Source organism: Streptococcus sp. Marseille-Q7087, assembly GCF_965111935.1.
In genome coordinates this window covers 1523855-1550234 of record NZ_CBCOPJ010000001.1, presented here as the reverse complement: position 1 = coordinate 1550234, position 26380 = coordinate 1523855, and the positions used below count along the sequence as shown (strand labels likewise).

Below are 26380 nucleotides of genomic sequence, written 5' to 3'. Positions count from 1 at the left end.
ATTGATAGAGTTTTGGGTGTTAAAATCTTCCCTCGATTGGATAGTGGCTATGTCAAAATTTCTCTGCGAATAAAAAAGAGGTGGGGTTTTAATCCCTACCTCGATTTTGTACTTATTTTTTTTATCTTAATGAGTAAAATCTAGAACCATACGACCTTGGATGGTTCCAGCTTCCATTTCATCAAAGACAGCAATAGCATCTTCCACAGGGCGTTTTTGAACGACTGGTACAACGAGTCCTTCTGCGCCAAACTGGAAGGCTTCTTCCAAGTCTTTACGAGTTCCAACGAGTGAACCAATAACTTGGATACCGTCAAGAACTGTTTTGACGATGCTTAGGTCCATCATTTCAGATGGGAGACCAACAGCAACTACTCGACCACCTGCACGAACAGAGTCAACTGCTTGGTTGAAGGCAACTTTTGATACAGCTGTTACGACAGCTGAGTGAGCACCACCGTTTGTCTTTTCTTTGATGAGTCCTGGAACATCTTCGACTTCAAGACCGTTAATTACGATATCTGCACCAACTTCTTTAGCTAGGGCAAGTTTATCGTTGTTGATGTCAACTGCGATAACGTGTGCGTTGAATACTTTTTTAGCGTATTGGACAGCCAAGTTACCAAGCCCCCCGGCACCATAGAGAACAACCCACTGACCTGGCTCAACTTTTGCTTCTTTGATTGCTTTGTAGGTAGTAACACCGGCACAAGTGATTGAAGAAGCTTGGGCTGGATCAAGACCTTCTGGAACCTTAACAGCATAATCTGCAGTTACGATACATTGTTCAGCCATACCGCCGTCAACTGAGTAGCCCGCATTTTTTACGGAACGGCAAAGAGTCTCACGACCGGTTGTACAGTATTCACACATACCACAACCTTCAAAGAACCAAGCAACGCTGACACGGTCGCCAACTTTTAAGCTTTTAACATCAGGAGCGACTTCTTTGACAATACCGATACCTTCGTGACCGAGAACGCGTCCTGGAACTTTACCAAAGTCACTATGGGCAACGTGGAGGTCAGTGTGGCAGACACCACAGTATTCAACTTCTACAAGAGCTTCCCCAGTTTCGAGTGGACGGAGCACTTTTTCTTCAATAGCAACACCAGTGCCTTCTGGATTTACAACAACAGCTTTCATAGCTATCCTCCTTGATGATTTATTGAGGCGCAGAGGTAAAGGGGCTTTGCTTGAAAATTTTTCAAGGAAGTCAGATTTAAACTGCCCTCTCATGTATTTACATGTGAAGTATATCACAATATTTACTATAGTACAATGGTTTTTAGGTAAAAAACTATGTAATCGCTTAACCAGTTGATAAGACTGTGAAAATTGAACAATAAATATTGGAGTACAAGAGAAGGAATACCTATAAACCTGAGAATAGTTTGGTATGTATAGACTTCCCAAAATTACCAGCAAATTTTCTGAGTTCTTTCTCGAAGGGTTTTTGGTATAATATAGAAAGCAATTGATGTTTCTAGTAAGAGAATTTAGAGCGAGAGGTATGTATGTCCCCTTCTATTCAGTTATTGAAAAGCCGTTATTTAAAAAATATCAAAGAAAATCCAGAACTCTACATTGGGATTGAGTTGGAGTTTCCTATCGTACATACGAAAGGGAAACCCACAGATATTGAAGTCACCAAGGACTTGATGCGATTTTTAGTGGATGCTCTCAGCCTGGAAGTTGAAAAAGAGGACCAGGACGGAAATCCGATTCAACTTGTAGAACCAAAAAGTCAGGATCGGATTCTGTTTGAGGTTTCCTACACGACCTTGGAGTTTGCCTTTGGCAGAGCCCGGAAAATCCAAGAGGTCGAAGGACGATTTCAAGCTTATATGAAGGTCATTCAGGAAAAACTAGGCGAAAAGGGCCATGCTATCCAAGGATGGGGGATTCACCCGAACTGGGATCAGAATGACAATCGACCGGTGGCTTATCCACGCTACCAGATGCTGATGGATTACCTACATATGGGAAGTCGCCAAGAGAGAGCTAATTTGCATGACTTCCCACAATATGGAGCCTTTATCTGTGGGAGTCAAGTTCAGTTGGATGTATCGACTGCTAACTACCTACGTGTCATCAATGCTTTCACTCAAATTGAAGCAGCAAAAGCTTACTTATTTGCCAATTCTGAGTTTTCGGGAGCAGACTGGGATACTCAGATTTCACGAGATATCTTTTGGGAAGACTCTATGCATGGGATTTATCCAGAGAACGTCGGTGTCAATGCAAAACTCTTCAAAGATGAAGATGATTTCTTTGATTATCTAGACCACTCTGCGATTTTCACAGCAGAACGAGATGGAGAAACCTACTATTTTTCTCCGATTCAAGCTAGAGATTACCTAACTACTGATGAAATTCTTGCCTATACTCTAAATGGAAAAGAAACTCTTCTGGTTCCTCAAGAGAAGGATTTTCAAACGCACCGTAGCTATCAATTCCAAGACTTGACAACACGAGGAACGGTCGAATTTCGTAGTGTTTGTACACAACCGCTAGACCGTACCTTCGCTTCAGCAGCCTTTCATCTAGGTTTGTTGGTAAAACTAGACAAGCTTGAAACTTATCTCGAAACTGCTCCTTTCTTTGAGAACTTTGGCCGTGACTACAAGTCTTTGAGACGACAGTTTTCTAAGAAACAACTCACAGATGAGGAAAAAGCTGGTGTTGTCCAGTTCTCCAAAGACTTGCTGGCTATAGCAGAACAAGGACTTGAGAGTAGAGCTCAGAGAGAAATGACTTATTTAGAGCCTTTAAAAGAAGAAATGACTCTATAATTTTCTTATAAAGGGAGAATTTTCTGAAAAATCATGTTATAATGGATGAGACTATAGATAAAGGATAGAGATTTATGACATTAGTTTATCAATCAACGCGTGATGCGAAAAATACCGTAACAGCCAGCCAAGCAATTTTGCAAGGTTTGGCAACAGATGGAGGTTTGTTTACTCCAGTTAGCTATCCAAAGGTAGATTTGGATTTTGATACATTAAAAGATGCTTCTTACCAAGAAGTGGCCAAGCTGGTCTTGTCAGCCTTCTTGGATGACTTTACAGCAGAAGAGTTGGACTACTGTATCACCAATGCTTATGACAGCAAGTTTGATACACCAGCTATTGCTCCTCTAGTCAAACTTGATGGCCAATACAACTTGGAACTCTTCCATGGTTCAACCATTGCCTTTAAAGACATGGCCTTGTCTATCTTGCCATACTTTATGACAACAGCTGCTAAGAAACATAGCTTGGAAAACAAGATTGTCATCTTGACTGCGACATCTGGTGACACTGGTAAAGCTGCCATGGCAGGCTTTGCAGATGTACCAGGTACTGAAATTATCGTCTTTTATCCAAAAGACGGTGTCAGCAAGGTACAAGAATTGCAAATGACCACTCAGACTGGTGATAATACTCATGTCATCGCCATCGATGGAAACTTTGATGATGCTCAGACAAATGTGAAGCATATGTTCAACGATGTGGCCCTTCGTGAGAAATTGGCAGTCAACAAGCTCCAGTTTTCATCAGCCAACTCTATGAATATCGGCCGTTTGGTACCACAGATTGTCTACTATGTTTATGCCTACGCTCAGTTAGTTAAAACTGGCGAGATTAAGGCTGGTGACAAGGTTAACTTCACCGTACCGACAGGAAACTTTGGGAACATATTGGCTGCCTTTTACGCTAAGCAAATCGGCCTACCAGTTGGTAAGTTGATCTGCGCTTCAAATGACAACAATGTCTTGACAGACTTCTTCAAAACTCGTGTCTACGACAAGAAGCGTGAGTTTAAGGTCACTACTAGCCCATCGATGGATATCTTGGTGTCTTCAAACTTGGAGCGTTTGATTTTCCATCTTTTGGGAAATGATGCGATTAAGACAGCTGAACTCATGAACGCCTTGAACACTCAAGGTCAGTATGAATTGACAGATTTTGATGCAGAGGTCTTGGACCTCTTTGCAGCAGAGTATGCGACAGAAGCAGAGACAGCAGCAGAAATCAAGCGTGTCTACGAGTCAGATTCTTACATCGAGGATCCTCATACAGCGGTTGCCTCAGCTGTTTATAAAAAATACCAAGCAGCGACAGGTGATGCGACCAAGACCGTGATTGCGTCAACAGCTAGTCCATACAAATTCCCAGTCGTTGCAGTGGAAGCTGTAACTGGACAATCAGGGCTTAGTGACTTTGAAGCCTTGGCTCAATTACACGAAATCTCAGGTGTTGCGGTACCACCAGCAGTTGATGGTCTCGAAACAGCTCCGGTTCGTCACAAGACAACTGTTGCAGCAGCAGATATGCAGACTGCAGTAGAATCTTATCTAGGACTTTAATAGAGAGGAAGTAAACTCGGTTGGGAAACTAACTGAGTTTCTTTTCATCAGGAGGAAGGATTGTTTAAGAAAAATAAAGATATTCTCAACATAGCTCTGCCAGCCATGGGTGAAAATTTCTTGCAGATGCTCATGGGAATGGTGGACAGTTATCTGGTGGCCCATCTAGGTTTGATAGCCATTTCGGGTGTATCTGTAGCGGGCAATATTATCACCATTTACCAGGCAATTTTTATTGCTCTAGGAGCTGCGATTTCAAGCGTCATTTCAAAAAGTTTGGGGCAGAAGGACCAGTCTAGACTGGCCTACCATGTGACAGAAGCACTCAAAATCACCCTACTCTTGAGTTTATTTTTAGGAGCCTTGTCCATCTTTGCAGGACAAGAGATGATTGGCCTTTTAGGAACAGAAGAAGCGGTCGCTGAAAGTGGAGGACTTTACCTAGCTTTAGTTGGTGGGACAATTCTTCTCTTGGGATTGGTGACTAGCCTCGGTGCCTTGATTCGCGCCACTCGTAATCCTCGTCTCCCCCTCTATGTGAGTCTCTTGTCCAATGCCTTGAATATTGTCTTTTCAAGTATCGCTATTTTTGTCCTTGATATGGGGATAGCTGGTGTAGCTTGGGGAACTATCCTATCTCGTTTGGTTGGGGTTGTGATTTTATGGTCACAATTAAAACTTCCATATACAAGACCAAGTTTTGGACTGGACAAAGACTTGCTGACTTTGGCTTTACCTGCTGCAGGAGAGCGTCTCATGATGCGAGCTGGTGATGTGGTCATTATTGCCTTGGTTGTTTCCTTTGGGACAGAGGCTGTCGCGGGAAATGCGATTGGTGAAGTCTTGACTCAATTTAACTACATGCCTGCTTTTGGTGTCGCGACGGCAACTGTCATGCAGGTGGCACGAGCAGTAGGGGAGAATGATTGGGCAAGGGTGGATAAGTTAAGTAAGCAAACTTTTTGGCTATCCTTCTTCCTCATGTTGCCCTTGACGCTTAGTATCTATGCTCTTGGGACATCGCTAAGTTACCTCTACACCAGTGATCCTGTAGCTATTAAAGCTAGTGTTTTGGTGACACTATTCTCACTACTAGGAACTCCTATGACAACGGGGACAGTCATTTATACAGCTGTCTGGCAGGGTTTGGGAAATGCTCGCCTCCCCTTTTATGCAACAAGTATCGGGATGTGGTGTATCCGTATCGGAACGGGTTACTTGATGGGAATTGTTCTTGGTTGGGGCTTGCCTGGTATTTGGGCAGGAACTCTTTTGGATAATGGCTTCCGATGGATTTTCCTACGCTATCGTTACCAAGTTTATATGACATCGAAAGGATAAGAAATGCAAGAAACAGCTTTTATTTGGGATTTGGATGGAACCTTGTTGGATTCTTATGAAGCCATCTTAGCAGGGATTGAAGAAACCTATCGTCAGTTTTCTCTTCCTTATAATAAGAAAGAAGTTCGAGCTTTTATCTTGAAATATTCTGTCCAGAATTTATTGGAGCAAGTGGCAAAAGAGCGAGGACTAGATGTAGGGCTTCTCAATCAAGTTCGTGCTCAGAGCTTGGCTGAAAAAAATGCCCAAGTCATCTTGATGCCAGGTGCACGTGAGGTTCTAGCCTGGGCGGATAAGCAAGGAATTCAGCAATTTGTCTATACTCATAAAGGAGACAATGCCTTTACCATTTTACGTGATTTAGGATTGGATTCTTATTTTACAGAAATCTTGACTAGCCAGAGCGGATTTGCCCGCAAACCAAATCCAGAAGCAACTACCTACCTTATCAATAAATACCATTTAAATCCAGAACATACCTATTATATAGGCGACAGAACCTTGGATATCGAATTTGCTCAAAATAGTGGCATTCAAAGTATCAATTTCCTTGAAAGTTCAGCGGTTTGCAATCGTCAGATTTCTCATTTAGAGGAGATTTCTTCTTTGATTTTTTAAAAGGTTCATGAAATGCAATATGTCAGGCATATGACAAATTTCATACAAACTATTTCAATTAATGTGGTTTGTTACAGAGTCTAAACAGTTTTGTTAAATAGCCCCCAAAGGGCTTTTTTTCTTTTTTCTTTGTGTTATGATAGACATGTACTACATTGAAAAAGGAGTTTGAATAGTATGAAGAAACGAATTATTTTAGCATCAACGGTAGCTTTATCAATTGCCCCTGCCTTGGCAGCTCAAGCAGAGGAAGTTGCATGGTCACCACGTACAGTTGAGCAAATTCAAAACGATGTTGCTAAAAGTGAGAATAAAACAAGTTATACCATCAAGTATGGGGATACTTTAAGCACAATTGCGGAAGCTTTGGGAGTTGACTTAAATGTCCTTGCTAACTTGAACAAGATTACGAATATTGACTTGATCTTCCCAGATACTGTATTGACTACAATCGTTAATGAACAAGAAGAAGTAACAGGTGTTGAGGTATACACACCTGAAGAAGTAGGTTCTGATGTAGCAAGTGCAACAGCAAATTTGACAACCAACCAAGTCACTGTAGACGACAAAACTGTAAAAGTTGAAGATTTAACTCAACCAGTTGAAGAAACAGAAGTTGTAGCAGAAACAACAGATTCACAAGCTGCTGAGGAAGCGACAACAGAAACTGCAGCACCAGCTGAAGAAGCAGCTGTAGAAGCTACCACCGAAGTAGCAACACCAGTAGCAGAGCCTGTAGCAGAAGCAACAACAGAAGCTACTACTGAGGCTACAGCACCAGTAACAGAAACACCTGTAGTGGAAGAAACAACCACAACAGTTGCTGAAGCAACTACGGAAGCAACAACAGAAGCTGTAACAGAAGTACAATCAGCACCATCAACTTACCAAGCTGAAGCAAGCCAAGGTGCATCAACAACTTATGCAGCACCAGCAGCACCTGATTATGCAAGTATCGCAGCTACAAAATCAGAAAATGCAGGTCTTCAACCACAAACAGCTGCCTTTAAAGAAGAAGTTGCGAACTTGTTTGGTATTACATCATTTAGCGGCTACCGTCCTGGTGATAGTGGAGACCACGGAAAAGGTCTTGCCATTGACTTTATGGTTCCAGTAAGTTCAGCTCTAGGAGACCAAATTGCAGATTATGCTATCCAAAATATGGCTAGCCGTGGCATCAGCTACATCATCTGGAAACAACGTTTTTATGCACCATTCGATAGCAAATACGGACCAGCTTACACTTGGAATCCAATGCCAGATCGTGGTAGCGTCACAGAAAACCACTATGACCACGTTCACGTATCTATGAACTAATGATTAAAAAGAAGCGGAAACTAATTCAGTCTCTGCTTCTTTTTTTGTTTTCAAACTCTTAGATAGCGTAAATAAACTCCAGGCATAAAATAGAAAGACATAGCCTTGAGGGATTGTGACTAGAAGACTAATTTAACGGAATAAGCAAAAGACTTGTAAAGTCAATTCATTTGTATTATACTTGACAAGTCAAATATTGATAAATCAAATATCAACAAGGAAAGAACAATGTCAGAAATGCATGAATTGCTTTATCAGCTCCATTTAGTGGATCAGACGATTACTCAACTTTTTGAGAAACAATTGGGAATTAGTTTGACCCGCTACCAAATCCTGCAGTTTTTACTGCAACAGTCCACCTGTAACCAAATTGCCGTTCAGGAGAAATTGCAAATTGATCAAGCAGCCTTGACTCGTCATTTTAAGATACTGGAGTCAGAGGGCTATGTCAGTCGCAATCGGAATCCAATAAATCAGCGAGAAGTCTTAGTTGAATTAACCCAAGAAGCCAAGAATCAACTCTTGGTCAATCCGCCTGAACATCACTTGCGAGTGAAGGAACAGATGGAGACCATCTTATCCTCTACTGAGCAGAAAGAGTTAACAGCTTTGTTGACAAAACTAGTATCAGGATTAGAAGAAATTGAATTTTAAGGAGAAAACGATGTCACTCATGACCACTATTTTAGCAACTATCGTTGCCCTCGAGCATTTTTATATCTTTTATTTGGAAAGTATTGCAACCCAATCAGACGCAACCAGCCGTGTCTTTAATATGAACAAGGAAGAATTAGCACGACCATCTGTCACCTCATTGTTTAAAAACCAAGGAATTTACAATGCCTTGATTGGGGTATTTCTTATTTACGGAATTTATTTCTCACATAGCTTAGAAATCGTAACAATCTTTGTATTGTTTGTCATAGGAGCAGCGGCCTATGGTGCCTTAACTGCAGATAAAAAAATCATTCTCAAGCAAGGTGGCCCAGCAATCTTAACTCTTTTGAGTATCCTCTTATTAAAATAAAAACAACCAGCACCTTCATGGAAAGTGCTGGTTTTTAATAACTAATCTTAAACTTTTCTGCGTTTGATTTCGAGAAGTCTTTGATAAAAGAAAATTTGGCTACTATAGATATAAGGGAAGATAGAGATGCTTGCAATTCCAAAGCTAATCCAGATAAGGATATACCAAGGAAGTAGCTGTAAATCAAGGACGAAGCGTTGAAACTTATAGCCTTTCATGAGAAAGCGGCTGGTATGCAGCACACGACTTGGTTTAGCAATTCCAATTGCAAGGGTATCACATAGGAGTAGCTCAACTTGGGAATAAGCGTAGTATTGCGGAAGATAGAGAATGGTTCCTAAAATCATTACAAGGACACTACCAAAGAAGTAGAGCGCGAATGTAAGCAGGAAGTGTTCGATATCTGGATTGGTGACGTCAACAGATGGAAATTCAGGATGAAGTTCCACAAATTTACGAGCCATGGCACTGCTATAAAAGAGCAAGTAAACCCCAAAAAGATTAGGGATGCTCCATAAAAAGAGATAGAAACGCTTGAGTAAGAGAGTTAGAAAAGTCTGGGTAAAGAAGCGGTTGTCAAGCAAGGACAGGCTATCTTTAAAGGAAAGCTCTATATCAGAAATTCTATAAAGATTAATCGTAGTAAAGAGAGCACCAGCTAGTATGATAGAACTTGTAAATCCAACGGCTATCGGAAAGAGAGCAGACTGGATTGTGGTCCCTAGAAAACTCAAGAATGACTGTTCAAGAATTCCCTCGTCGAGAAGGGATAAAGGTCTGATAAAGCTAGATAGAATCAAGAGAATACTTGGCAATAAAAAGACAAGCAGCAGACGTGGGTGCTCAGCTTGAAATTGTCTAGCCTGCTCGCGAACTTCTTTTAAATTAATTTTTGGGTACTTCATTCTTTCATTATACCATAGTTCGTGACAGTTCCTGTTTTTTTTGATAGAATCATACAGTATGCCCTTGGGCACAAAGTAAGAACTGGGACTGTCTTTCCCAGCTTCGGAGGTAAAAAATGTCAGATTCACCAATCAAATATCGATTGATTAAGAAAGAAAAACACACAGGAGCTCGTCTTGGGGAAATTATCACGCCACATGGGACCTTCCCAACCCCTATGTTTATGCCAGTAGGGACTCAAGCAACGGTCAAAACACAATCACCAGAAGAATTAAAAGAGATGGGTTCAGGAATTATCCTATCCAACACCTATCACTTGTGGCTTCGCCCGGGTGATGAACTCATTGCCCGTGCTGGTGGGCTTCATAAGTTTATGAACTGGGACCAACCAATCTTAACAGATAGCGGTGGTTTTCAAGTGTATTCCCTAGCGGATAGCCGTAATATTACAGAAGAAGGGGTAACCTTTAAAAACCATCTCAATGGTTCTAAGATGTTCTTGTCACCAGAAAAGGCTATCTCTATTCAGAATAATCTAGGCTCAGACATCATGATGTCCTTTGATGAGTGCCCTCAATTTTATCAACCCTATGATTATGTAAAAAAATCAATTGAACGTACCAGCCGTTGGGCAGAACGTGGCTTGAAAGCTCATAGTCGCCCACATGATCAAGGTTTATTTGGGATTGTACAGGGGGCGGGATTTGAAGATCTTCGTCGTCAGTCAGCTCAAGACCTTGTCAGCATGAACTTCCCAGGCTACTCTATCGGAGGATTAGCAGTTGGAGAAACACATGAAGAAATGAATGCAGTTTTGGACTTTACTACTCAACTCCTTCCTGAGAATAAACCTCGTTACTTGATGGGAGTGGGAGCGCCAGATAGCTTGATTGATGGGGTGATTCGTGGGGTAGATATGTTTGACTGTGTCTTGCCGACGCGTATTGCTCGTAACGGTACTTGTATGACCAGTCAAGGTCGTTTGGTTGTGAAGAATGCTCAGTTTGCGGAGGACTTTACACCGCTTGATCCTGAGTGTGATTGCTACACTTGTAAGAACTACACCCGTGCCTATCTTCGTCACTTGCTCAAGGCTGATGAAACCTTTGGTATCCGCTTGACAAGTTACCATAATCTCTACTTCTTGCTCAATCTTATGAAGCAGGTCCGTCAGGCTATTATGGATGACAATCTCTTGGAATTTCGTGAGCATTTTGTTGAAAAATATGGCTATAACAAGTCTGGACGTAATTTCTAAATTTAACTTAATGTCAGCTAAAAATCCTAAGTTTTATCTTAGGATTTTTCTGTTTTTTTTTGATAAAATAAAGGTACTATGGATTGAAAATTAGATGGCTTTTTTGCTAATCTAATGAATGGAGAATAAACTCGTATGCGTATTAAATGGTTTTCCTTGATTAGGATTACAGGTTTGCTTTTGGTACTCTTGTACCATTTCTTTCAGACGGTTTTCCCAGGAGGTTTCTTTGGGGTTGACGTCTTCTTCACATTTTCAGGTTTTCTAATTACATCTCTCTTATTGGAAGAATTTGGACAAAAAGGTAAGATTGATATCCTAGGATTTTTTAGACGACGCTTCTATCGGATTTTTCCGCCAGTTGTTTTGATGGTCCTCATCGTTATGCCATTTACCTTCTTGGTTCGCCAAGATTATGTGGCAGGAATTGGTGGTCAGATTGCTGGTGTTCTAGGATTTATGACTAACTTCTATGAAATGTTGACAGGAGGAAGTTATGAGTCTCAGTTTATCCCCCATCTCTTTGTTCACAACTGGAGTTTAGCTGTTGAAGTTCATTATTATGTCTTGTGGGGCTTGGCAGTTTGGCTCATGTCTAAGCAAGCCAAAACAGGTGGGCAACTACGAGGAATGATTTTCCTACTTTCCTCAGCAACCTTTATGATTAGCTTCCTTTCTATGTTTATTGGTAGCTTTATCGTTAGCTCCTACTCAACACTCTACTTCTCAACTTTGACTCATGTATTTCCGTTCTTCTTAGGTAGTGTGCTTGCTACCGTGATAGGGGTTCGTCATACGACTCCTCTTCTCAAACGTTTGAATAGAAGCTTGGATTTGAGACAAACCTTGCTAGTCTTCGGGGCTGGTCTAGGAGTCTTGCTCTTATTGACCTTCTTCGTGAAATTCACTTACTTATTTGCCTATTTACTTGGCTTCTTGTTAGCAAGTTTAGCTGCCCTTCTGATGATTGTTGCAGCACGACTGTTACATGAGAAAACACCGACAATCGAAGAGCCAAAGGCTGTCAGCTTTTTAGCGGATACTAGCTATGCCGTTTATCTTTTCCACTGGCCGTTTTACATTATTTTCTCTCAATTGATGGGAAATATACCGGCAGTGATTTTAACGACTATCTTCTCGTATCTTTTTGCTACCCTTTCTTTTTATGTGATCGAGCCTTTCATTGCAGGGAAGAATAGTAACTTATTGCAGAAGATAAAAGAAATTCCACATATTCAATCAATTTTTGCGGGTAGCGTCGGCTTTCTTAGCTTGTTGACACTGATTGTGATTCTGATAGCTCCGCAAGTAGGTGCCTTTGAAACGGATTTGATGGTTAATGGTCTTAATCAAGCTCAAACTAATATTACTCGAACTAAGACTATGGCAGACCAAGCAGAAGCAAGTCGCTACAATATAGCTGATGGTGTAGCAATCATCGGAGATTCTGTAACCTTGCGTGCAACCCCTGAAATTAAAGAAATTTTAACGAACGCTCAAATTGATGGGCAAGTTAGCCGAAATACCAAACAAGCAAATGCGTTGATGCTAAATTATAGCCAAAATAAGGTCTTGCCCAAAATTGTAGTCATTGCAACTGGAGTAAACAATCCTGAAGATTATAAAGCAGATCTCGATTCTTTAGTCACAAATCTACCTAAGGGACATCAGCTTGTGCTTGTAACTCCATACGAGGGTGATACAACGCAGGAAACGCAACCTTATGTTGAGCAGTATGCAAGCTATGCGCGTGAATTGGCACAAAAATATCCTTATATTGCACTTGCTGATTGGAATCAAGCGGCCAAAGATCATCCAGAAATTTGGAAAGGAACAGACCAAGTTCACTTCGGTAGTGATACTACTAAGCAGGAAGAAGGAGCTAAACTTTATGCAGAAATTATTAATGCTGCTATAAAAACTCTTGAAGATAAACCTGTCAAATCAAAATAATCAATAAAAAGTAGAGACAGAATCTCTACTTTTTTGCTTTAAACAGGATTGGGAAAAACTTGCTAAATTGTCAGAATTATGAGAAAATAGGTGCAGTTTACAAATGGAGGGAATACAATGAGAGAAGACATTAAGATTAATGACCGTGCTCTAGCCTTGGAAGATCAAATCATTGAAGTACTCGAAAAAGTTTATGATACAGATGTAGAGCTAGATGTATACAATCTTGGATTGATTTATGAGATTTATCTAGATGAGGCTGGTCTTTGTACAGTTGTCATGACCTTCACTGATACTGCCTGTGATTGTGCAGAAAGTTTGCCGATTGAGATCGTAGCAGGTTTGAAACAAATTGAAGGCATTGAAGATGTCAAGGTTGAGGTCACCTGGTCTCCCGCTTGGAAGATTACACGTATTAGTCGTTATGGGCGTATAGCATTAGGACTTCCTCCGCGATAAAAAATAGAGTGATAAGAGGAATTATGAATCGGGATTAAAGACCTGATTTATATTTTTCTTTTTTTGTTTATTTATTTCATACAATAAACAAAAATTTTTGTTAAGAGTAGCCACTTTACTCAAAAAAATGTTATTATAGTAGAAGTGATTATAATAAAAAGAATAAGGTAGGATAGATATGAAATTATCTGTAGTAATTCCATTTTATAACGAAGAGAATATGATTCAGAAAATGTATGATGAATTGGTTAAAGAAATCAATCAAATTACAAAAGCCGAATTTGAAATTATTTTTATTAATGACGGTAGTAAGGACCGGACTTTTGAAAAAATGCGTGCCATCGCAGCTGGCGATTCTCGCGTGAAATATATTAGTTTCAGCAGAAACTTTGGGAAAGAAGCTGGGACGATTGCTGGTCTTGAATATGCAACAGGCGAAGCTGTCATCTTAATGGATGGGGACTTACAACATCCACCTGCACTTCTTCCGCAAATGATTAAAGCGTATGAAGAAGGTTATGACGTCGTGAGTGCTCGTCGCACACGCACAGGTGAAAAACCACATCGTACATTCTTAGCAAAACATTTCTATCGACTTGCGAATAAAATGATGGATATCGAATTAATGGATGGAGTATCTGAATTCCGTCTCTTCAGCCGTAAAGCAGTCAGCGCTATCCTTTCATTACAAGAATACAACCGATTCTCTAAAGGAATTTTTGCTTGGATTGGCTTTAAAGAAAAAGTCATCGAATATGAAAACCAAGTACGTACTGTAGGTGAAACAAAATACTCGTTGAAGTTCTCATTGAACTATGCGATTCAAGGTATTTTATCATTCAACGATAAACCTCTACGTATGTGTATTAATTTTGGTTTATTCTGTTTATTAATTTCATTGGTTTATGTTCTTTGGACCTTTATCCAATATCTCGTAGTACCGGATTCACTCGTGAGTGGATACTTTACTACAATCTTCTCAGTCGTTCTCTTTGGTGGAATTCAATTGATTTCTATTGGGGTACTCGGAGAATATATCGGTAAGATTTATTATGAAGTGAAGAAACGTCCACATTATCTTGTCGACCAAACGAACATTACTGTGAAAGGAGAGCAAAATGACGACTAAGAAGAAAGTCTATCTAGCAAGTTTTATTGCACCTATAGCCATCATGTTTGTGGCTTGGGCTATTGATGGCTTCTTTCCTTTCGGGACAAAGTCACTCATGGCGGTTGACTTTAACGCACAGTATATTGGCTTATATGCTTATTTCAAACATTTATTTTTAAATGGCGATTGGAGTAGTTTCTTCTACTCTTTCTCTAAATCCATTGGAGGTGGGATGTTAGGGATTTGGGGCTTCAACTTGTTGAGTCCATTTAACTTACTCTTTCTATTAACCTCTGAAGAAAATTTCCAATGGGTGGTACCTATCGTTATTGCCTTACGTTATGGAGCAATGGGATTAACCATGGCACATTTCTTGGTTAAACGTTATGATGGATTAAAGAATAAGGCCTACTTGGTTCCAATCGTCGCTACCATCTACGCATTAAATGGGTTTAATGTTAGTTATCAAATGAACCCAATTTTCTATGATGGAATGATCATGCTTCCATTAGTTTTAATTGGGGTTGAACAAGTACTAGATAATAAGTCTCCAAGAGGCTATATTGGCATGCTTGCCTTATCTCTCTTTGTACAATTTTACATGGGTTATATGACCTGCATTTTTGTGGTCATTTATGCTTTGTTCTACATTATTCGTTCAGAGAACTTACGAAATAAAAAGGTTATTCTAATAAGAATAGGGAAATTAGCTGCCGCATCTATACTAGCTGTTGGAATAGTATCAGCTGTATTGCTCCCAATTCTGATTAGTTTGGTATCAACAAAAGGGGGCTTGCAAAGCACTCTGAGATTTGATTGGAAGTTACAAATCAATCCGTTTGAGATTTTAGCAAAACTCTTTTTAGGAGCTTTTGATAATACTTCTTGGCCAGCTGGACCTAACTTGCCAAATATATATGTGGCTAGCTTTGGTTTACTAGGAACACTTTATTACTTTATTTCAAGTAAGATTTCAAGATGGAGTAAAATTGCAGCAAGTTTTGTTCTCGTAGTGTTTTTGATTTCTTGTGCCCATGAATTTACAAGTAAGTTGTGGCATATGGGACAAAATCCAGCTGGATTTTTCTATCGCTTCTCATGGATTATTGCTTTCTTTTTAGTTTATTTGGCTTATCTAAGTCTACGAGAAGTAGAAAAATTTACTAAAAGAGAAGCTAGCTTCCTACTGATTAGCGGTGCAGTTATCTTTTCTATTGTACAGTTACAACAACACTCTTTCTTAACAGTTTGGCAACGTCTTGCAACGATTTTGATTTTTGTGGTTTTGCTTGCAGCTTTATTCTATCCTAAAGTAAAAAGAGCTTGGATGATTATAGCTGCTTTGACTGTAGTTGAGTTAACAGCTAATGCAGCGCTTGTTCAATCAAGAGTTGGGTATACAGACGCTTATAAGTATCACGATGCAGTTTTACAATTAAAGGAAGCGATTAATCCAATTAGACCTGACCACAGTGATTTTTACAGAATTAATAAATCATTCAATTTAAGTAAGAATGATCCATTTATGGTGGATTATCCGGGACTATCGGTTTTCAGTTCCAACCTGGAAAATAGTACACGTGATTTATTTGACCGTTTAGGAAACAACGGAATTAATGCAACGACCTACTATCAAGGAACTCCGTTCCAAGATGCACTCTTCTCAGTAAAATATCTAGTGACTCCAAAACCAGTGCTTAAAGAGGACTATCCTGATACATCCAAACTGTATGTATTCGGAAACATGGTAACGCGTAAAGATGTTACGACAAAAGCACCTGTTTATGAAGCTGCTAGAACAAAGACATTCGAGACAGGTTTGATTTTGCCAATTGCTTATGGTGTTAATGATGCAACGGTGAATGTGAAATTAGAGAACCATCAACCGATTCAAAATCAAAATAAGATTGTACAAGCTATGGGGGCGACGAGCGAAAATTATTTAGCTGTACTCGGAGCAAATGAGATGAAATTGGACAATATGGAAGTTGTAGATCCGTCTAAACCGGAAACCTATAAGCGTATTGATTCTTCAAAACCAGGAACGATTACCTATCATTTAGTACCTCAATCTGCTGAGGATTATTGGGTAGCAATTCCGCAAAAATTATCTCATACAGATAAAAATAAAGTTCGTGTCATGTTAAATGGCAAAAATTATGAATTCCAAGATAAATTCCAACAAACGCAATTTATTCAAATTGCACATAATTCAGTTGGTCAACCTACAGATTTAACGATTGAAATTGATTCGGATAATGAATATAATTTATCTGGACTGCGCTTGGCTCGTTCTAATGCTGCTCTAGCAAATCGTATCATTCAAGAACGTCAGCTACAAGGAATAAAATTAACTTATTGGGATAATCGTAGTTTTAAAGGAACAGTTAATATAACTGATGACAGTACTTGGATGATGACCAGTATCCCATATGAAAAAGGTTGGACTGTTAAAGTAGATGGAAAAGTAGTTGAAACTGCTAAAGTTTGGGATAGTTTGTTAGCCTACAAGATCACACCAGGTGAACATACAATTGAAATGAGTTACTTGCCAGATGGATTTGTCGTAGGTTTTCTAATTTCAATCTTATCAACCTCTCTTTATGGATTTGCAATTTATAAAAAATGGATTTAATTTAGTAGGAGTAGACTATAATGAAAATTTCAAAAATGAAATTAAAATTTAGTTCGCTATTCTTTGTTCCATTTATGGGTATGTTAGGAGTCTTCCTTTGTTTAGGGTTGACTCCCTTTTCACAAAATTCGGTGCATAGTGGAGATTTTCTTTCACAATATTTTCCGCTTTATATCGGATTACATAAACTATTTTGGAGCGGTGATTTTAGCGGTCTGTTTTGGTCCTTCTCTAAATCCCTGGGAGGAGCAATGCCAAGTGTATGGGGCTTTAATAGTTTAAGTCCTTTCACGTTTTTATACGTAATTTTTCCAATTTCGACTTTTCATATTTTGAGTTATGTGATTCCACTCGTTCGCTTTGGAGTAATGGGAGTGGCGTTTGGATATTTTCTTGAAAAGAAATATCAAGGTATTAGCAAAAATTACTGGCTGTCATTAGGTTTATCTACATCTTATGCGCTTAGTGGATTTATTGTATCACAGCATTTCAATCCCAACTTTTTAGATAATCTAATTTACGTTCCTGTCATTCTTCTTGGTATTGAAGAAATCGTAGAAGGAAAACGATCATTTAAATTACCGATTTTCCTTGCAGTCAGCTTGATTACGAATTTCTATACAGGGTATATGATGTGCCTTTTTGTGGCTCTCTATGCATTCTATGCTGTTTTTTCAAAGAAAGCTTTCTTGAAAGACTACCTATTGAAAATTGGTAGGGTTGCATTGTTTGCAATGATTGGAGTAGGACTTGCAATGTTCTGGCTGCTACCAGTGTTTGGTGCCTTGGTAGAAAGTAAGGCGAGTGCAGGAAGTACATTTGAATGGTCTTCTAAAATAGTGAATGATCTTATAACACTTCCTCAGAAATTCATTTTAGGCTCCTTCAGTGAAAAAGAGTGGGGGGATTCAAAAGCCTTACCACATCTTTTCATTGGAAGTTTAGGTCTCTTTGGACTGTTTGTTTTCTATGTAAAAAAAGAAATTTCTCTTCGTAGCAAATTATCTGCAACATTCGTATTATTGATTTTACTACTTTCCTTCAATATTCAAGGCTTTGATCAGATTTGGCATATGGGGCAACGTCCGGTCGGTTTCTATTTTAGAAATTCTTGGATTGCAAATGCCTTTATGTTGGTCTTAGCTTCCGAAAGTTTGATGAAGTGGAAAAATAGATTCCGATTTAATGAATTTTTGGTAGCTCTTATAGGTTTTGGGTCAATTTTATTGTTCTCAATGCTTGCTACACTTTCTTATGTAGAAACATTACAGAAAATACTGGCATTTATTATTTATAGTATCATTTTATGTGCATTCTTTTTAACAAAGGTCGATTTATCTCGAAGACTACAACTAGTAACAGGAGTTGTTATTGTAGAGTTACTATTGGGTGCGTTTATTGGACTGAAAAGAGTACCATTTTTCGTCAGTAATTCTAGTTTGAAGACTCAAATGGAGTATGCGATTGCTTTTGATGAAGAAGGTTATAGTAAATTAAATCAATTTACACGTCTGGAGATGAATAAGGGATTGTCGCATGCCAATTTTCCGATTGCTTATAATTATAATGGAGCCTCTCACTTTACATCGAGTTTAGAGAATACATTAATTGAAGAATTTAGTCACTTAGGACTTCCTGCCTCTCAATCAGTTGTAAACTATACAGGACGAAATATTATTTTAGATTCTATGTTTGGTTTTTCGCGGTTTATGATGGATGGCGATGAAAATAAAGTCTTTGCGGATATTCGTGGTTTATATCAGAAAGAAGGAACCTTAAAGAACTTTGCTGTTTATCAGAATCCATATGCTCTTTCCTTGGGTTATCTGACAAATAAGGATTTTGCAATAAATGTAAGTTTTGAAAAGAACAAACCTGTTAATAATTTAAATCAATTGTTACAAGTTGTGGGGATTGCTGAGAAGGCAGGTCTTAAAGAAGTAAGTGTATCAGAAGCCCATGTTGAAAATTTAACGAAAAATGGTGACAAATACACAATTACTCAAGAGGGTACTCCGGTAAAAATTGAATGGAAGTTATCTCTTGAACCAAACAAGTTGTACTTTGTTGAAATTCCAGAAAGACAAGCTGGTTCAATTATTAAATCAAAAGTGTTGGTAGACGGATTAAGTTATCCTTATGAAAATCGATTCAGAGAAAATCAATTATGGGTAGTTGGAAATGGAAACTTAAACAAAACGCTTACATTTACAATTGATGAAGGAAAAGCCAAAGAATGGGATCTTCGTGGTTTTAAATTCTATTCAATCGATATACCAACTCTAACCAATGCTTTGGAACGGTTTAAAAAAGCAAATGACATCACCATTGATTCCTATTCAAATTCAACGGTGAAAGCACACGTCAATGTTACAAATAGTGAAGAATCCTTTGCGACCTTTACTATTCCATACCACTCAGGTTGGAGTGTAACAGTAGATGGTCAAAATCAAGAAGTTCAAAAATCTCTTGGTTTCTTTATGGGTGTTTCACTAACTGAAGGAGAACACGAGATTGTATGGAGTTATAGCCCACCAGGGTTAAACACTGGAATAGTGCTTTCAATAACTTCTCTTATCGTACTCATTTACTTGTGGAAAAAGCAAAAAGTGGAGTAGATAACATGCTTTGTTGCCTATTCCACTAAAAAAGGATGAAGTTCATAAGAACTTCATCCTTTTTGTGTGCCTATTATATTAGACTGTAATAAGGAAATTCTTTATAGAATAATATGAGAGCTTATTTTTTACCAGATTGTTCCATATTCCAGAAGTCTGTAACGGCACCACGAGATGCAGAAGATACGGTATGGGCATATTTACCGAGGACACCACGGCTATAAAGTGGTGGCAAGGTTGTTTCTGCCTTACGTTTTTCAAGTTCTTCATCAGATACAGCCATGGAAATTTCTTTTGTATCTTGGTCAACGGTGACGATATCTCCTGTACGAAGGTAGGCAATTGGTCCACCATCCTGAGCTTCAGGTGCTATATGTCCAACAACCAGACCATAAGTACCACCAGAGAAGCGTCCGTCTGTCAAGAGGGCAACCTTGTCTCCTTGACCTTTACCAACAATCATTGACGAAAGTGATAGCATCTCAGGCATACCAGGACCACCCTTAGGTCCAACGAAACGAACAACGACAACATCGCCATCAACGATTTCATCAGACAAGACAGCTTGGATAGCATCTTCCTCTGAGTCAAAGACCTTGGCTGGACCAACGTGACGACGAACTTTCACACCAGATACCTTGGCAACGGCACCGTCTGGAGCAAGATTACCGTTCAAGATGATAAGCGGACCGTCTGCACGTTTAGGATTTTCAAGTGGCATAATGACTTTTTGACCTGGTGTCAGGTCTGCAAAATTAGCCAAGTTTTCAGCGACAGTTTTACCAGTACATGTGATACGGTCTCCGTGAAGGAAGCCATTTGCCAACAAGTACTTCATAACCGCTGGCACACCACCAACTTCGTAGAGGTCTTGGAAGACATACTGACCAGAAGGTTTCAGGTCGGCCAAGTGAGGCACACGTTCTTGGATCGTATTGAAGTCCTCAAGTGACAAGTCAACATTAGCCGCGTGGGCAATGGCAAGCAAGTGAAGAGTAGCGTTTGTAGAACCACCGAGAGCCATAGTAACTGTAATGGCATCTTCAAAGGCTTCACGAGTCAAGATATCAGACGGTTTGATACCGAGTTCAAGCATTTTGACGACAGCACGTCCAGCTGCTTCAATGTCTTCTTTCTTATCAGCAGATTCTGCAGGGTGAGAAGAAGATCCTGGCAAACTCATACCCAAAACTTCGATAGCAGTAGCCATGGTGTTAGCAGTATACATACCACCGCAACCACCAGGGCCAGGGCAGGCGTTACATTCGAGACGTTTGACGTCCTCAGCCGTCATATCACCGTGGTTCCATTTACCGATACCTTCAAATACAGAAACCAAGTCGATGTCTTTGCCATCAAGATTTCCAGGGGCGATAGTACCACCGTAGGCGAAAATGGCTGGGATATTCATATTGGCAATGGCAATCATAGAACCAGGCATGTTCTTGTCACAGCCACCGATAGCCACAAAGGCGTCCACGTTGTGACCACCCATAGCAGCTTCGATAGAATCCGCAATGATATCACGAGATGTCAAAGAGAAGCGCATACCAGGCGTTCCCATGGCAATCCCATCTGCTACCGTAATGGTTCCAAATTGAACAGGCCAAGCACCAGCTGATTTGACACCTTCTTTTGCAAGCTTACCAAAGTCATGCAAGTGGATGTTACAAGGTGTATTTTCAGCCCAAGTCGAAATGACCCCTACAATCGGTGTTTCAAAGTCCTTATCTGTCATACCAGTCGCTCGCATCATGGCACGGTTTGGTGATTTAACCATGCTGTCATAGATGCTGCTGCGGTGACGTTTATCTAATCCTGTCATTCAAGTCCCTCCCGTTTCAGTTTGTTCCATTATAGCACAATTTTCACCTGAATAACAGAAGAAAATTCTTGAATTTTCAGACAATTCAAGAATGAACTATAAAAAAAATAATCTTTTTTTGTCAAGTAACTTTACTTTACAAAAAAGTTTTGATATACTATTAAAGTTGATGAAAATCAAACCTAACTGAATTTATATCTTAAAAGGAGAAATCAAAATGGCAGTACCTGCACGTCGCACTTCAAAAGCGAAGAAAAACAAACGTCGTACACACTACAAAGTAACAGCTCCATCTGTAAACTTTGACGAAACTACTGGAGATTACTCACGTTCTCACCGTGTATCACTTAAAGGATACTACAAAGGACGTAAGATCGCTAAAGCTGCATCAGCTGAATAATAGAAGGGAGATACCATGCGCGTAAATATTACACTTGAACACAAAGAATCTGGTGAACGCTTGTACCTTACTTCTAAAAACAAACGTAACACTCCAGACCGTCTTCAATTGAAGAAATACTCACCAAAACTTCGCAAACACGTTGTGTTTACAGAAGTTAAGTAGGGGTTCAATACGAATCAATACATAAGAAAAACGCTGATTTAAAGCGTTTTTTCTTTTTGCCAAATGCGATATATTACACTGTATTTCAATTCAAACTCTACCTTTTTCTCTACCTTTTTTCTCAAGACCTGGTTTGGAAAGTATGGGTTTCAGTTGGACTAAAAACAGCGTATTATCAAGGCTTTTCAGAACGATATCTACTGATTAATTTCATAAAATATGAATTAATAGATTCTAAATAGGGGAAAAATTTAGTTCTGTAAAAATTAACTTCTACACCTACAAAGCTTATTCTGACAGACTTTATAACAGTCTAAGAAAAAAGTAGAGATTCATACAGTATCTAGATTTTCCAAAAATTCTTTATCATCAAATATTATTAACGAAACTATCCAAACCAAATCAGATGCATTGCTTCAAAGAATTCTTTAGTTGTTTGACTAGCGAGGTCTTTAATTAAAAAATTTTTTCAAATAATTACCACATTGACACATAAAATTCTTGCTTTCTAAATTTAAGTGTGATATATTTATAACATAACATTTAAATGTTATATATTTATAACACAAAAAAAGGAGTCTATCATGAAAAAAAGTCAAAAAATGCGTGGCCTCATTGCAATGATTGCCGTAGCTCTCATTATTGATTTTATTGTTTTATTTGGTTCTAATCTTAGTTGGGGACCCAAGTTAGTTATTACTGGTATTTCAGTGTCAGGTCAAATTATAGCTATTTGGAGCTGGCTACATATGAAACTATGGTCTCATAAAAGTCAGAAAGGTAAGGGAAAGATTATTTTTGACTTGTCTGCTAAGCTTTACACGATACTTTTGTTTGCAGCAAGTATTTTTTATACATTAGGAATTTGGGTTGCGACCCCAAGCTTAAGTTCTGGTATTAAAGAATGGATTTTGGGAATTGGCCTCGTTATTGAAGTGATTTTATTTGCTTTTTTCTGTTTGAAAAATGTCAAGGAAACTCCGGACGAACGCTTTTATGCTAATTTAGCCAAGGCAGCTAGCTTGATGTTTGTTTTTATACTAGGCGCACTGATGATCCTAGCAGTTATCATTGGGTATATGGGGTCTCTCGCTCTTTACATGGGACAGATATTTTTTAGCATAGCTGCCTTGATTTGCATCTTTGCGGTTGTCTATCTTATCTTGGAACGGAGAGGATAAGCATGGCCAAAGAAAGCAATATTATTACTAATCTCAAATCTGTTCGTGAGTCCACAGGCATGACCCAGCAGGAGTTAGCCGACCTCATCGGCATGCGACGCGAGACAATTCTGCACTTGGAAAATAATCGTTACAATCCTTCGCTGGAAATGGCTCTTAAAATTGCTCAAGTTTTTAATCTGAAAGTAGAAGCTCTCTTTGAACTCAGACAGAAAGAGGAAGCATAATTCTTTTCGAGACCTTGTTTTAAGTTCATTGATAAATTAGGAATTGAAGCCAAAAGAAAAAATCCTTTGAAAATGTGCTCTTTTAAAATATAGTAATTCTTTCGAATTAGCGTTTACTAATTGTGATGCTTTACGAGCTTTTTTCAAGCCTGGCTTTGGGTAACAAAAATCAAATATCTGTAAAAGCCTATTAAATTAAGCAATCAAAATTCATTTTCGTTGGAAATAAACACTTATAACCTAATCTTACAAACAATGGATTATCATTAGATTACCAAAAGTTCGTTTTCGGAGCTTATGTTATTGAGAAGTGAAGTAAGCGTTCAATACGAATTAATATAGAAGAAAAACGCTCTAGTCATATTGTCTAGAGCGTTTTTGTCTTGTTTTGAAATTACATATCAATTTTATCAACTTGTTGTTTATTTTTATTAATGCACATTTGTTAGAGACAATATCACAGCCAATATAGATTCCAAATTTACTTCTTAAAACAGAAAAGGTAGTAAGATATTCTCTTACTACCTTTTTTGATTTATAAACCTAGTTTACTAAACTAATTCAATCAACATTAACCTCTCGTATCTTTTTCGACAGATTTTAATAGTTTGCTTGCTAGATAGGCCAATAGGATAGAGAAAGCAACTAAAAGGATCCATGCAACTATTAAATTTACTTGTACTTTTGTTGAGGTACTGAAAAATGATCCCCCCTCTTTAAAGCCGGCTAAGTCTAAAAGCCCATCAAAACTATAACGACTAAGTGTAAAATAAGATAAGAACTGCAAAAAGCCATTTAAAGGTATATTTCCTGCAAAGAGAAATTGAAGGAGAATGACAAAGGGCATTACAGTCATTGCTTTTTCAACATTTTTAACAATTGAAGAGACAAATAAACCTAAAGCATCTGCCGAATAAATGGTTAAAAATATAGTTAAGAAATAAGAAATGAATCGTAAACTGTCATTATCAAAGATAGTTTTAAATTCTGAAATTGAGTTGTGATAGAATAAGAATAAAATACTGGAGAAAATAATAGCTTGAATTAGAGAAACAAGGGCTTGGAATAGCATATGAGCGAACATATACGATGACAGGTTCATGCCTCCTCGGTATTCGTGCTTAATAATATCTCTTTCTTTACAAATCAATGTAATAGAGTTAAAAACCCCTATCCAAATACAAGCACAAACAATAATGAATGAAGTAGATTTCACTTCTGCACCTAAGCCGGTTGAAAATCCGTCTTTTCCAGCAACAATACAAGTAATAAGGGCAATGATAGCAGTACTTATAAAAGAATACCATCCGTTAGAATTTAAAAAATTTCGTTTAAATTTACCCAAATAGATCAAAATTTGTTCTTTATTCGATGCGTAGTTCATTTTAATCTCCTTTATATTCTTTATATTTTTCGATGTAGTAATCTGGAGTTTGCTCTACTTCAGACACCACAAGTTCAAGTTGATTGACATTAAAGAATTCTAGGGTATCTTCTACAGAGCCATAAAAGGCCAGTTTACCGCACGATTCTTCCTCACTTTTAGCGAGAACTAATACTTTATCAAATAATTCTGGGGTTCGATCTGGACTATGAGAAATAACAAAAACAATCTTATTGTCATCAGCGATACTTCTTAAGCTAGCCATAATTGAACGAGCGTTACTGCCATCTACTCCAGAATCTGGTTCATCTAGAACAAATACAACTGGATCTGCAATATACTCAGTAGCAATACTCAATCTTTTTTTCTCTCCGCCGCTTAATTCAGATACTAAGGCCTCTTTTTTCTTTGTTAGTTTGACTGTTTCTAGTACTTTTGAAATTTTTTCTTCTAATAAAGCAGGATCTTTAGTAAAATCTCGTACTAGTTTCATCTCTGCGGCATTTTTCAGAGTCATATAAACACTATCTTTTTCACGATGAAGACTAAATTGAGGGACATTGGCAATCATTCTTCGAACTTTGTCGAATTGATTATAGATGTTTATATTTCCTAATAAGATATCAGCATCCGCTTTTTCTATGCCCATGATGGCGTTGATCAGTGTGGTTTTTCCTGCTCCTGAACCACCTAAAATGAGCACGATTTCGCCAGAGGATACTTGAAAGTCAATCTCTGATAATAAAAGCTTCTCTCCCGCGAGACGTTCTCGAATTCGAACAGATAACTGTGTATCTTGTTCAATTCTATTGATATTATCCGCGAGACTCTTTCCTTGACTTTCAGTTAATTCATGTTGAAAAACTAAGGAATTATTATAAACGACGAAGAGTCGATGGTTTATGGATACTAAATCATAGTCATTTAGGTATGTTTTATCCTTAATTAGATGATTATTCAAATAAACCATGTCCCCTAGGGGGTGGACATATATATTACCGTTGTTTAGGACTTCAAAATGCTTGTCCACTTTCTCTTCTAGACTTGTGTTGATTTCCTCTTGCTTCCATTCGATATCCTTCTGGTTCATGAGACTAAAAATATAAATAGTATCATCAACACGGAGGTTATCTCGATTATTTAGGTAGTGTTTTTTACCAATATCAATTTTTCTATTGTTTATATAGATGACATCCGTATTACTCTGTAAATAGTAACCAGTATGATCTTTTTCTAATGGAAAATTCTCATCATCATTCAAAATTTCAGTGATTTCTTTGGTAACAACGATAGCTTCTTTGAGAACAAAGGTAAATAAGGAAATTGTATGATCTTGAACTTCCTCTCCTTTGTCTAATTTTTCAGAGATAGTTTCTTTTATCCTATCGCCTACATTTTTGAGAGTTGATGGCATTTTGAAAGGAATATTTTTATTTTCTTGACCGTTGTCTCTATAAATTTTATCGACATACTTTAAGTCCACTTTAGGTTTTGTATTATCAACATACTCTCCACAAAAAGGACAGAATTTCCAACCGATTCCAATATTTTTGAAACAGTTCGAACATTTTAGTTTTACAATATAATCCTTCATTTCGACT

Annotated in this window: 22 protein-coding genes; 17 read left to right on the top strand and 5 right to left on the bottom strand. The window is 38.4% G+C overall.

Annotation, left to right across the window (positions count from 1 at the left end):
* Positions 1–126 precede the first annotated feature (126 nt).
* Positions 127–1146, bottom strand: a complete 1020-nt coding sequence (gene adhP, locus ACWPVF_RS08055) for an alcohol dehydrogenase AdhP (protein ID WP_414308062.1) — start codon at positions 1144–1146, stop codon at positions 127–129.
* Between the two features lie 371 nt (positions 1147–1517).
* On the opposite strand from adhP, the gene ACWPVF_RS08050 reads away from it, so the two are divergent.
* From ACWPVF_RS08050 to ACWPVF_RS08020, 7 genes are all read left to right on the top strand, one after another.
* On the top strand, positions 1518–2795 hold the full coding sequence (locus ACWPVF_RS08050) for a glutamate-cysteine ligase family protein (RefSeq protein WP_414308061.1): 1278 nt from the start codon (positions 1518–1520) through the stop codon (positions 2793–2795).
* Positions 2796–2869: 74 nt separating this feature from the next.
* Positions 2870–4354, top strand: coding sequence for a threonine synthase (gene thrC, locus ACWPVF_RS08045; protein ID WP_414308060.1), 1485 nt, complete (start codon positions 2870–2872; stop codon positions 4352–4354).
* Between the two features lie 60 nt (positions 4355–4414).
* A complete protein-coding gene (locus ACWPVF_RS08040) occupies positions 4415–5695 on the top strand; it encodes an MATE family efflux transporter (RefSeq protein WP_414308059.1) in 1281 nt (426 codons plus the stop codon).
* Positions 5696–5698: 3 nt separating this feature from the next.
* On the top strand, positions 5699–6313 hold the full coding sequence (locus tag ACWPVF_RS08035) for an HAD family hydrolase (protein ID WP_414308058.1): 615 nt from the start codon (positions 5699–5701) through the stop codon (positions 6311–6313).
* Between the two features lie 177 nt (positions 6314–6490).
* A complete protein-coding gene (locus ACWPVF_RS08030; RefSeq protein ID WP_414308057.1) occupies positions 6491–7630 on the top strand; it encodes a LysM peptidoglycan-binding domain-containing protein in 1140 nt (379 codons plus the stop codon).
* A gap of 228 nt (positions 7631–7858) precedes the next feature.
* A complete protein-coding gene (locus tag ACWPVF_RS08025) occupies positions 7859–8284 on the top strand; it encodes a MarR family winged helix-turn-helix transcriptional regulator (RefSeq protein ID WP_045613755.1) in 426 nt (141 codons plus the stop codon).
* A 10-nt stretch (positions 8285–8294) separates the two neighbouring features.
* Positions 8295–8657: a DUF1304 domain-containing protein gene (locus tag ACWPVF_RS08020; protein ID WP_045613753.1), complete on the top strand. Its 363-nt coding sequence runs from the start codon at positions 8295–8297 to the stop codon at positions 8655–8657.
* 47 nt (positions 8658–8704) lie between these two features.
* Here ACWPVF_RS08020 and ACWPVF_RS08015 read toward each other — a convergent pair whose 3' ends face one another.
* Complete coding sequence (locus tag ACWPVF_RS08015) at positions 8705–9562, bottom strand: DUF975 family protein (protein WP_045613751.1); 858 nt, start codon at positions 9560–9562, stop codon at positions 8705–8707.
* 116 nt (positions 9563–9678) lie between these two features.
* On the opposite strand from ACWPVF_RS08015, the gene tgt reads away from it, so the two are divergent.
* The 6 genes from tgt (at position 9679) to ACWPVF_RS07985 (ending at position 19597) form a co-directional block, all read left to right on the top strand.
* Entirely contained in the window at positions 9679–10821 is a 1143-nt protein-coding gene (gene tgt / locus ACWPVF_RS08010; RefSeq protein ID WP_045613749.1) for a tRNA guanosine(34) transglycosylase Tgt, read from the top strand.
* A gap of 135 nt (positions 10822–10956) precedes the next feature.
* Positions 10957–12774, top strand: a complete 1818-nt coding sequence (locus tag ACWPVF_RS08005) for an acyltransferase family protein (protein WP_414308013.1) — start codon at positions 10957–10959, stop codon at positions 12772–12774.
* A gap of 117 nt (positions 12775–12891) precedes the next feature.
* Positions 12892–13233 (top strand): metal-sulfur cluster assembly factor, encoded by a 342-nt coding sequence (locus ACWPVF_RS08000; RefSeq protein WP_045613743.1) that lies wholly within the window; start codon positions 12892–12894, stop codon positions 13231–13233.
* A gap of 178 nt (positions 13234–13411) precedes the next feature.
* Positions 13412–14362: a glycosyltransferase PgfS gene (gene pgfS, locus ACWPVF_RS07995; protein ID WP_045613741.1), complete on the top strand. Its 951-nt coding sequence runs from the start codon at positions 13412–13414 to the stop codon at positions 14360–14362.
* Positions 14352–16979: a YfhO family protein gene (locus tag ACWPVF_RS07990; protein ID WP_414308012.1), complete on the top strand. Its 2628-nt coding sequence runs from the start codon at positions 14352–14354 to the stop codon at positions 16977–16979. Before pgfS ends, ACWPVF_RS07990 begins: the two co-directional genes overlap by 11 nt.
* A gap of 20 nt (positions 16980–16999) precedes the next feature.
* Positions 17000–19597: a YfhO family protein gene (locus ACWPVF_RS07985; RefSeq protein WP_454385570.1), complete on the top strand. Its 2598-nt coding sequence runs from the start codon at positions 17000–17002 to the stop codon at positions 19595–19597.
* A gap of 121 nt (positions 19598–19718) precedes the next feature.
* Here ACWPVF_RS07985 and ilvD read toward each other — a convergent pair whose 3' ends face one another.
* On the bottom strand, positions 19719–21422 hold the full coding sequence (ilvD, locus tag ACWPVF_RS07980) for a dihydroxy-acid dehydratase (RefSeq protein ID WP_454385568.1): 1704 nt from the start codon (positions 21420–21422) through the stop codon (positions 19719–19721).
* Between the two features lie 217 nt (positions 21423–21639).
* Here ilvD and rpmF point away from each other — a divergent pair, with 217 nt between their 5' ends.
* The 4 genes from rpmF to ACWPVF_RS07960 all read left to right on the top strand — a co-directional run bounded on the left by rpmF (position 21640) and on the right by ACWPVF_RS07960 (position 23395).
* On the top strand, positions 21640–21822 hold the full coding sequence (rpmF, locus tag ACWPVF_RS07975) for a 50S ribosomal protein L32 (RefSeq protein ID WP_000290417.1): 183 nt from the start codon (positions 21640–21642) through the stop codon (positions 21820–21822).
* A gap of 15 nt (positions 21823–21837) precedes the next feature.
* Positions 21838–21987, top strand: a complete 150-nt coding sequence (gene rpmG, locus ACWPVF_RS07970) for a 50S ribosomal protein L33 (RefSeq protein ID WP_001265622.1) — start codon at positions 21838–21840, stop codon at positions 21985–21987.
* Positions 21988–22571: 584 nt separating this feature from the next.
* Entirely contained in the window at positions 22572–23168 is a 597-nt protein-coding gene (locus tag ACWPVF_RS07965) for a DUF3796 domain-containing protein (RefSeq protein ID WP_454385566.1), read from the top strand.
* Between the two features lie 2 nt (positions 23169–23170).
* Positions 23171–23395, top strand: coding sequence for a helix-turn-helix transcriptional regulator (locus ACWPVF_RS07960; protein WP_454385564.1), 225 nt, complete (start codon positions 23171–23173; stop codon positions 23393–23395).
* A 571-nt stretch (positions 23396–23966) separates the two neighbouring features.
* On the opposite strand, the gene ACWPVF_RS07955 is transcribed toward ACWPVF_RS07960, so the two are convergent.
* The gene (locus ACWPVF_RS07955; RefSeq protein WP_045613393.1) at positions 23967–24779 is read right to left on the bottom strand and encodes an ABC transporter permease; all 813 of its coding nucleotides are present in this window, start codon (positions 24777–24779) and stop codon (positions 23967–23969) included.
* A gap of 1 nt (position 24780) precedes the next feature.
* Positions 24781–26373, bottom strand: a complete 1593-nt coding sequence (locus ACWPVF_RS07950) for an ATP-binding cassette domain-containing protein (protein WP_454385561.1) — start codon at positions 26371–26373, stop codon at positions 24781–24783.
* Between the last annotated feature and the right edge of the window lie 7 nt (positions 26374–26380).

What these genes read in the sequence shown, in the direction of transcription:
- adhP (WP_414308062.1), bottom strand. Translation starts at nt 1,146, where the DNA reads ATGAAAGCTGTTGTTGTAAATCCAGAAGGCACTGGTGTTGCTATTGAA.
- ACWPVF_RS07955 (WP_045613393.1), bottom strand. Translation starts at nt 24,779, where the DNA reads ATGAACTACGCATCGAATAAAGAACAAATTTTGATCTATTTGGGTAAA.
- ACWPVF_RS08015 (WP_045613751.1), bottom strand. Translation starts at nt 9,562, where the DNA reads ATGAAGTACCCAAAAATTAATTTAAAAGAAGTTCGCGAGCAGGCTAGA.
- rpmG (WP_001265622.1), top strand. Translation starts at nt 21,838, where the DNA reads ATGCGCGTAAATATTACACTTGAACACAAAGAATCTGGTGAACGCTTG.
- ACWPVF_RS08035 (WP_414308058.1), top strand. Translation starts at nt 5,699, where the DNA reads ATGCAAGAAACAGCTTTTATTTGGGATTTGGATGGAACCTTGTTGGAT.
- ACWPVF_RS07960 (WP_454385564.1), top strand. Translation starts at nt 23,171, where the DNA reads ATGGCCAAAGAAAGCAATATTATTACTAATCTCAAATCTGTTCGTGAG.
- ACWPVF_RS08050 (WP_414308061.1), top strand. Translation starts at nt 1,518, where the DNA reads ATGTCCCCTTCTATTCAGTTATTGAAAAGCCGTTATTTAAAAAATATC.
- rpmF (WP_000290417.1), top strand. Translation starts at nt 21,640, where the DNA reads ATGGCAGTACCTGCACGTCGCACTTCAAAAGCGAAGAAAAACAAACGT.
- ACWPVF_RS07985 (WP_454385570.1), top strand. Translation starts at nt 17,000, where the DNA reads ATGAAAATTTCAAAAATGAAATTAAAATTTAGTTCGCTATTCTTTGTT.
- ACWPVF_RS08025 (WP_045613755.1), top strand. Translation starts at nt 7,859, where the DNA reads ATGTCAGAAATGCATGAATTGCTTTATCAGCTCCATTTAGTGGATCAG.
- ACWPVF_RS08030 (WP_414308057.1), top strand. Translation starts at nt 6,491, where the DNA reads ATGAAGAAACGAATTATTTTAGCATCAACGGTAGCTTTATCAATTGCC.
- ACWPVF_RS07990 (WP_414308012.1), top strand. Translation starts at nt 14,352, where the DNA reads ATGACGACTAAGAAGAAAGTCTATCTAGCAAGTTTTATTGCACCTATA.
- tgt (WP_045613749.1), top strand. Translation starts at nt 9,679, where the DNA reads ATGTCAGATTCACCAATCAAATATCGATTGATTAAGAAAGAAAAACAC.
- thrC (WP_414308060.1), top strand. Translation starts at nt 2,870, where the DNA reads ATGACATTAGTTTATCAATCAACGCGTGATGCGAAAAATACCGTAACA.
- ACWPVF_RS08000 (WP_045613743.1), top strand. Translation starts at nt 12,892, where the DNA reads ATGAGAGAAGACATTAAGATTAATGACCGTGCTCTAGCCTTGGAAGAT.
- ACWPVF_RS08005 (WP_414308013.1), top strand. Translation starts at nt 10,957, where the DNA reads ATGCGTATTAAATGGTTTTCCTTGATTAGGATTACAGGTTTGCTTTTG.
- ACWPVF_RS08020 (WP_045613753.1), top strand. Translation starts at nt 8,295, where the DNA reads ATGTCACTCATGACCACTATTTTAGCAACTATCGTTGCCCTCGAGCAT.
- ACWPVF_RS07950 (WP_454385561.1), bottom strand. Translation starts at nt 26,373, where the DNA reads ATGAAGGATTATATTGTAAAACTAAAATGTTCGAACTGTTTCAAAAAT.
- ACWPVF_RS07965 (WP_454385566.1), top strand. Translation starts at nt 22,572, where the DNA reads ATGAAAAAAAGTCAAAAAATGCGTGGCCTCATTGCAATGATTGCCGTA.
- ilvD (WP_454385568.1), bottom strand. Translation starts at nt 21,422, where the DNA reads ATGACAGGATTAGATAAACGTCACCGCAGCAGCATCTATGACAGCATG.
- pgfS (WP_045613741.1), top strand. Translation starts at nt 13,412, where the DNA reads ATGAAATTATCTGTAGTAATTCCATTTTATAACGAAGAGAATATGATT.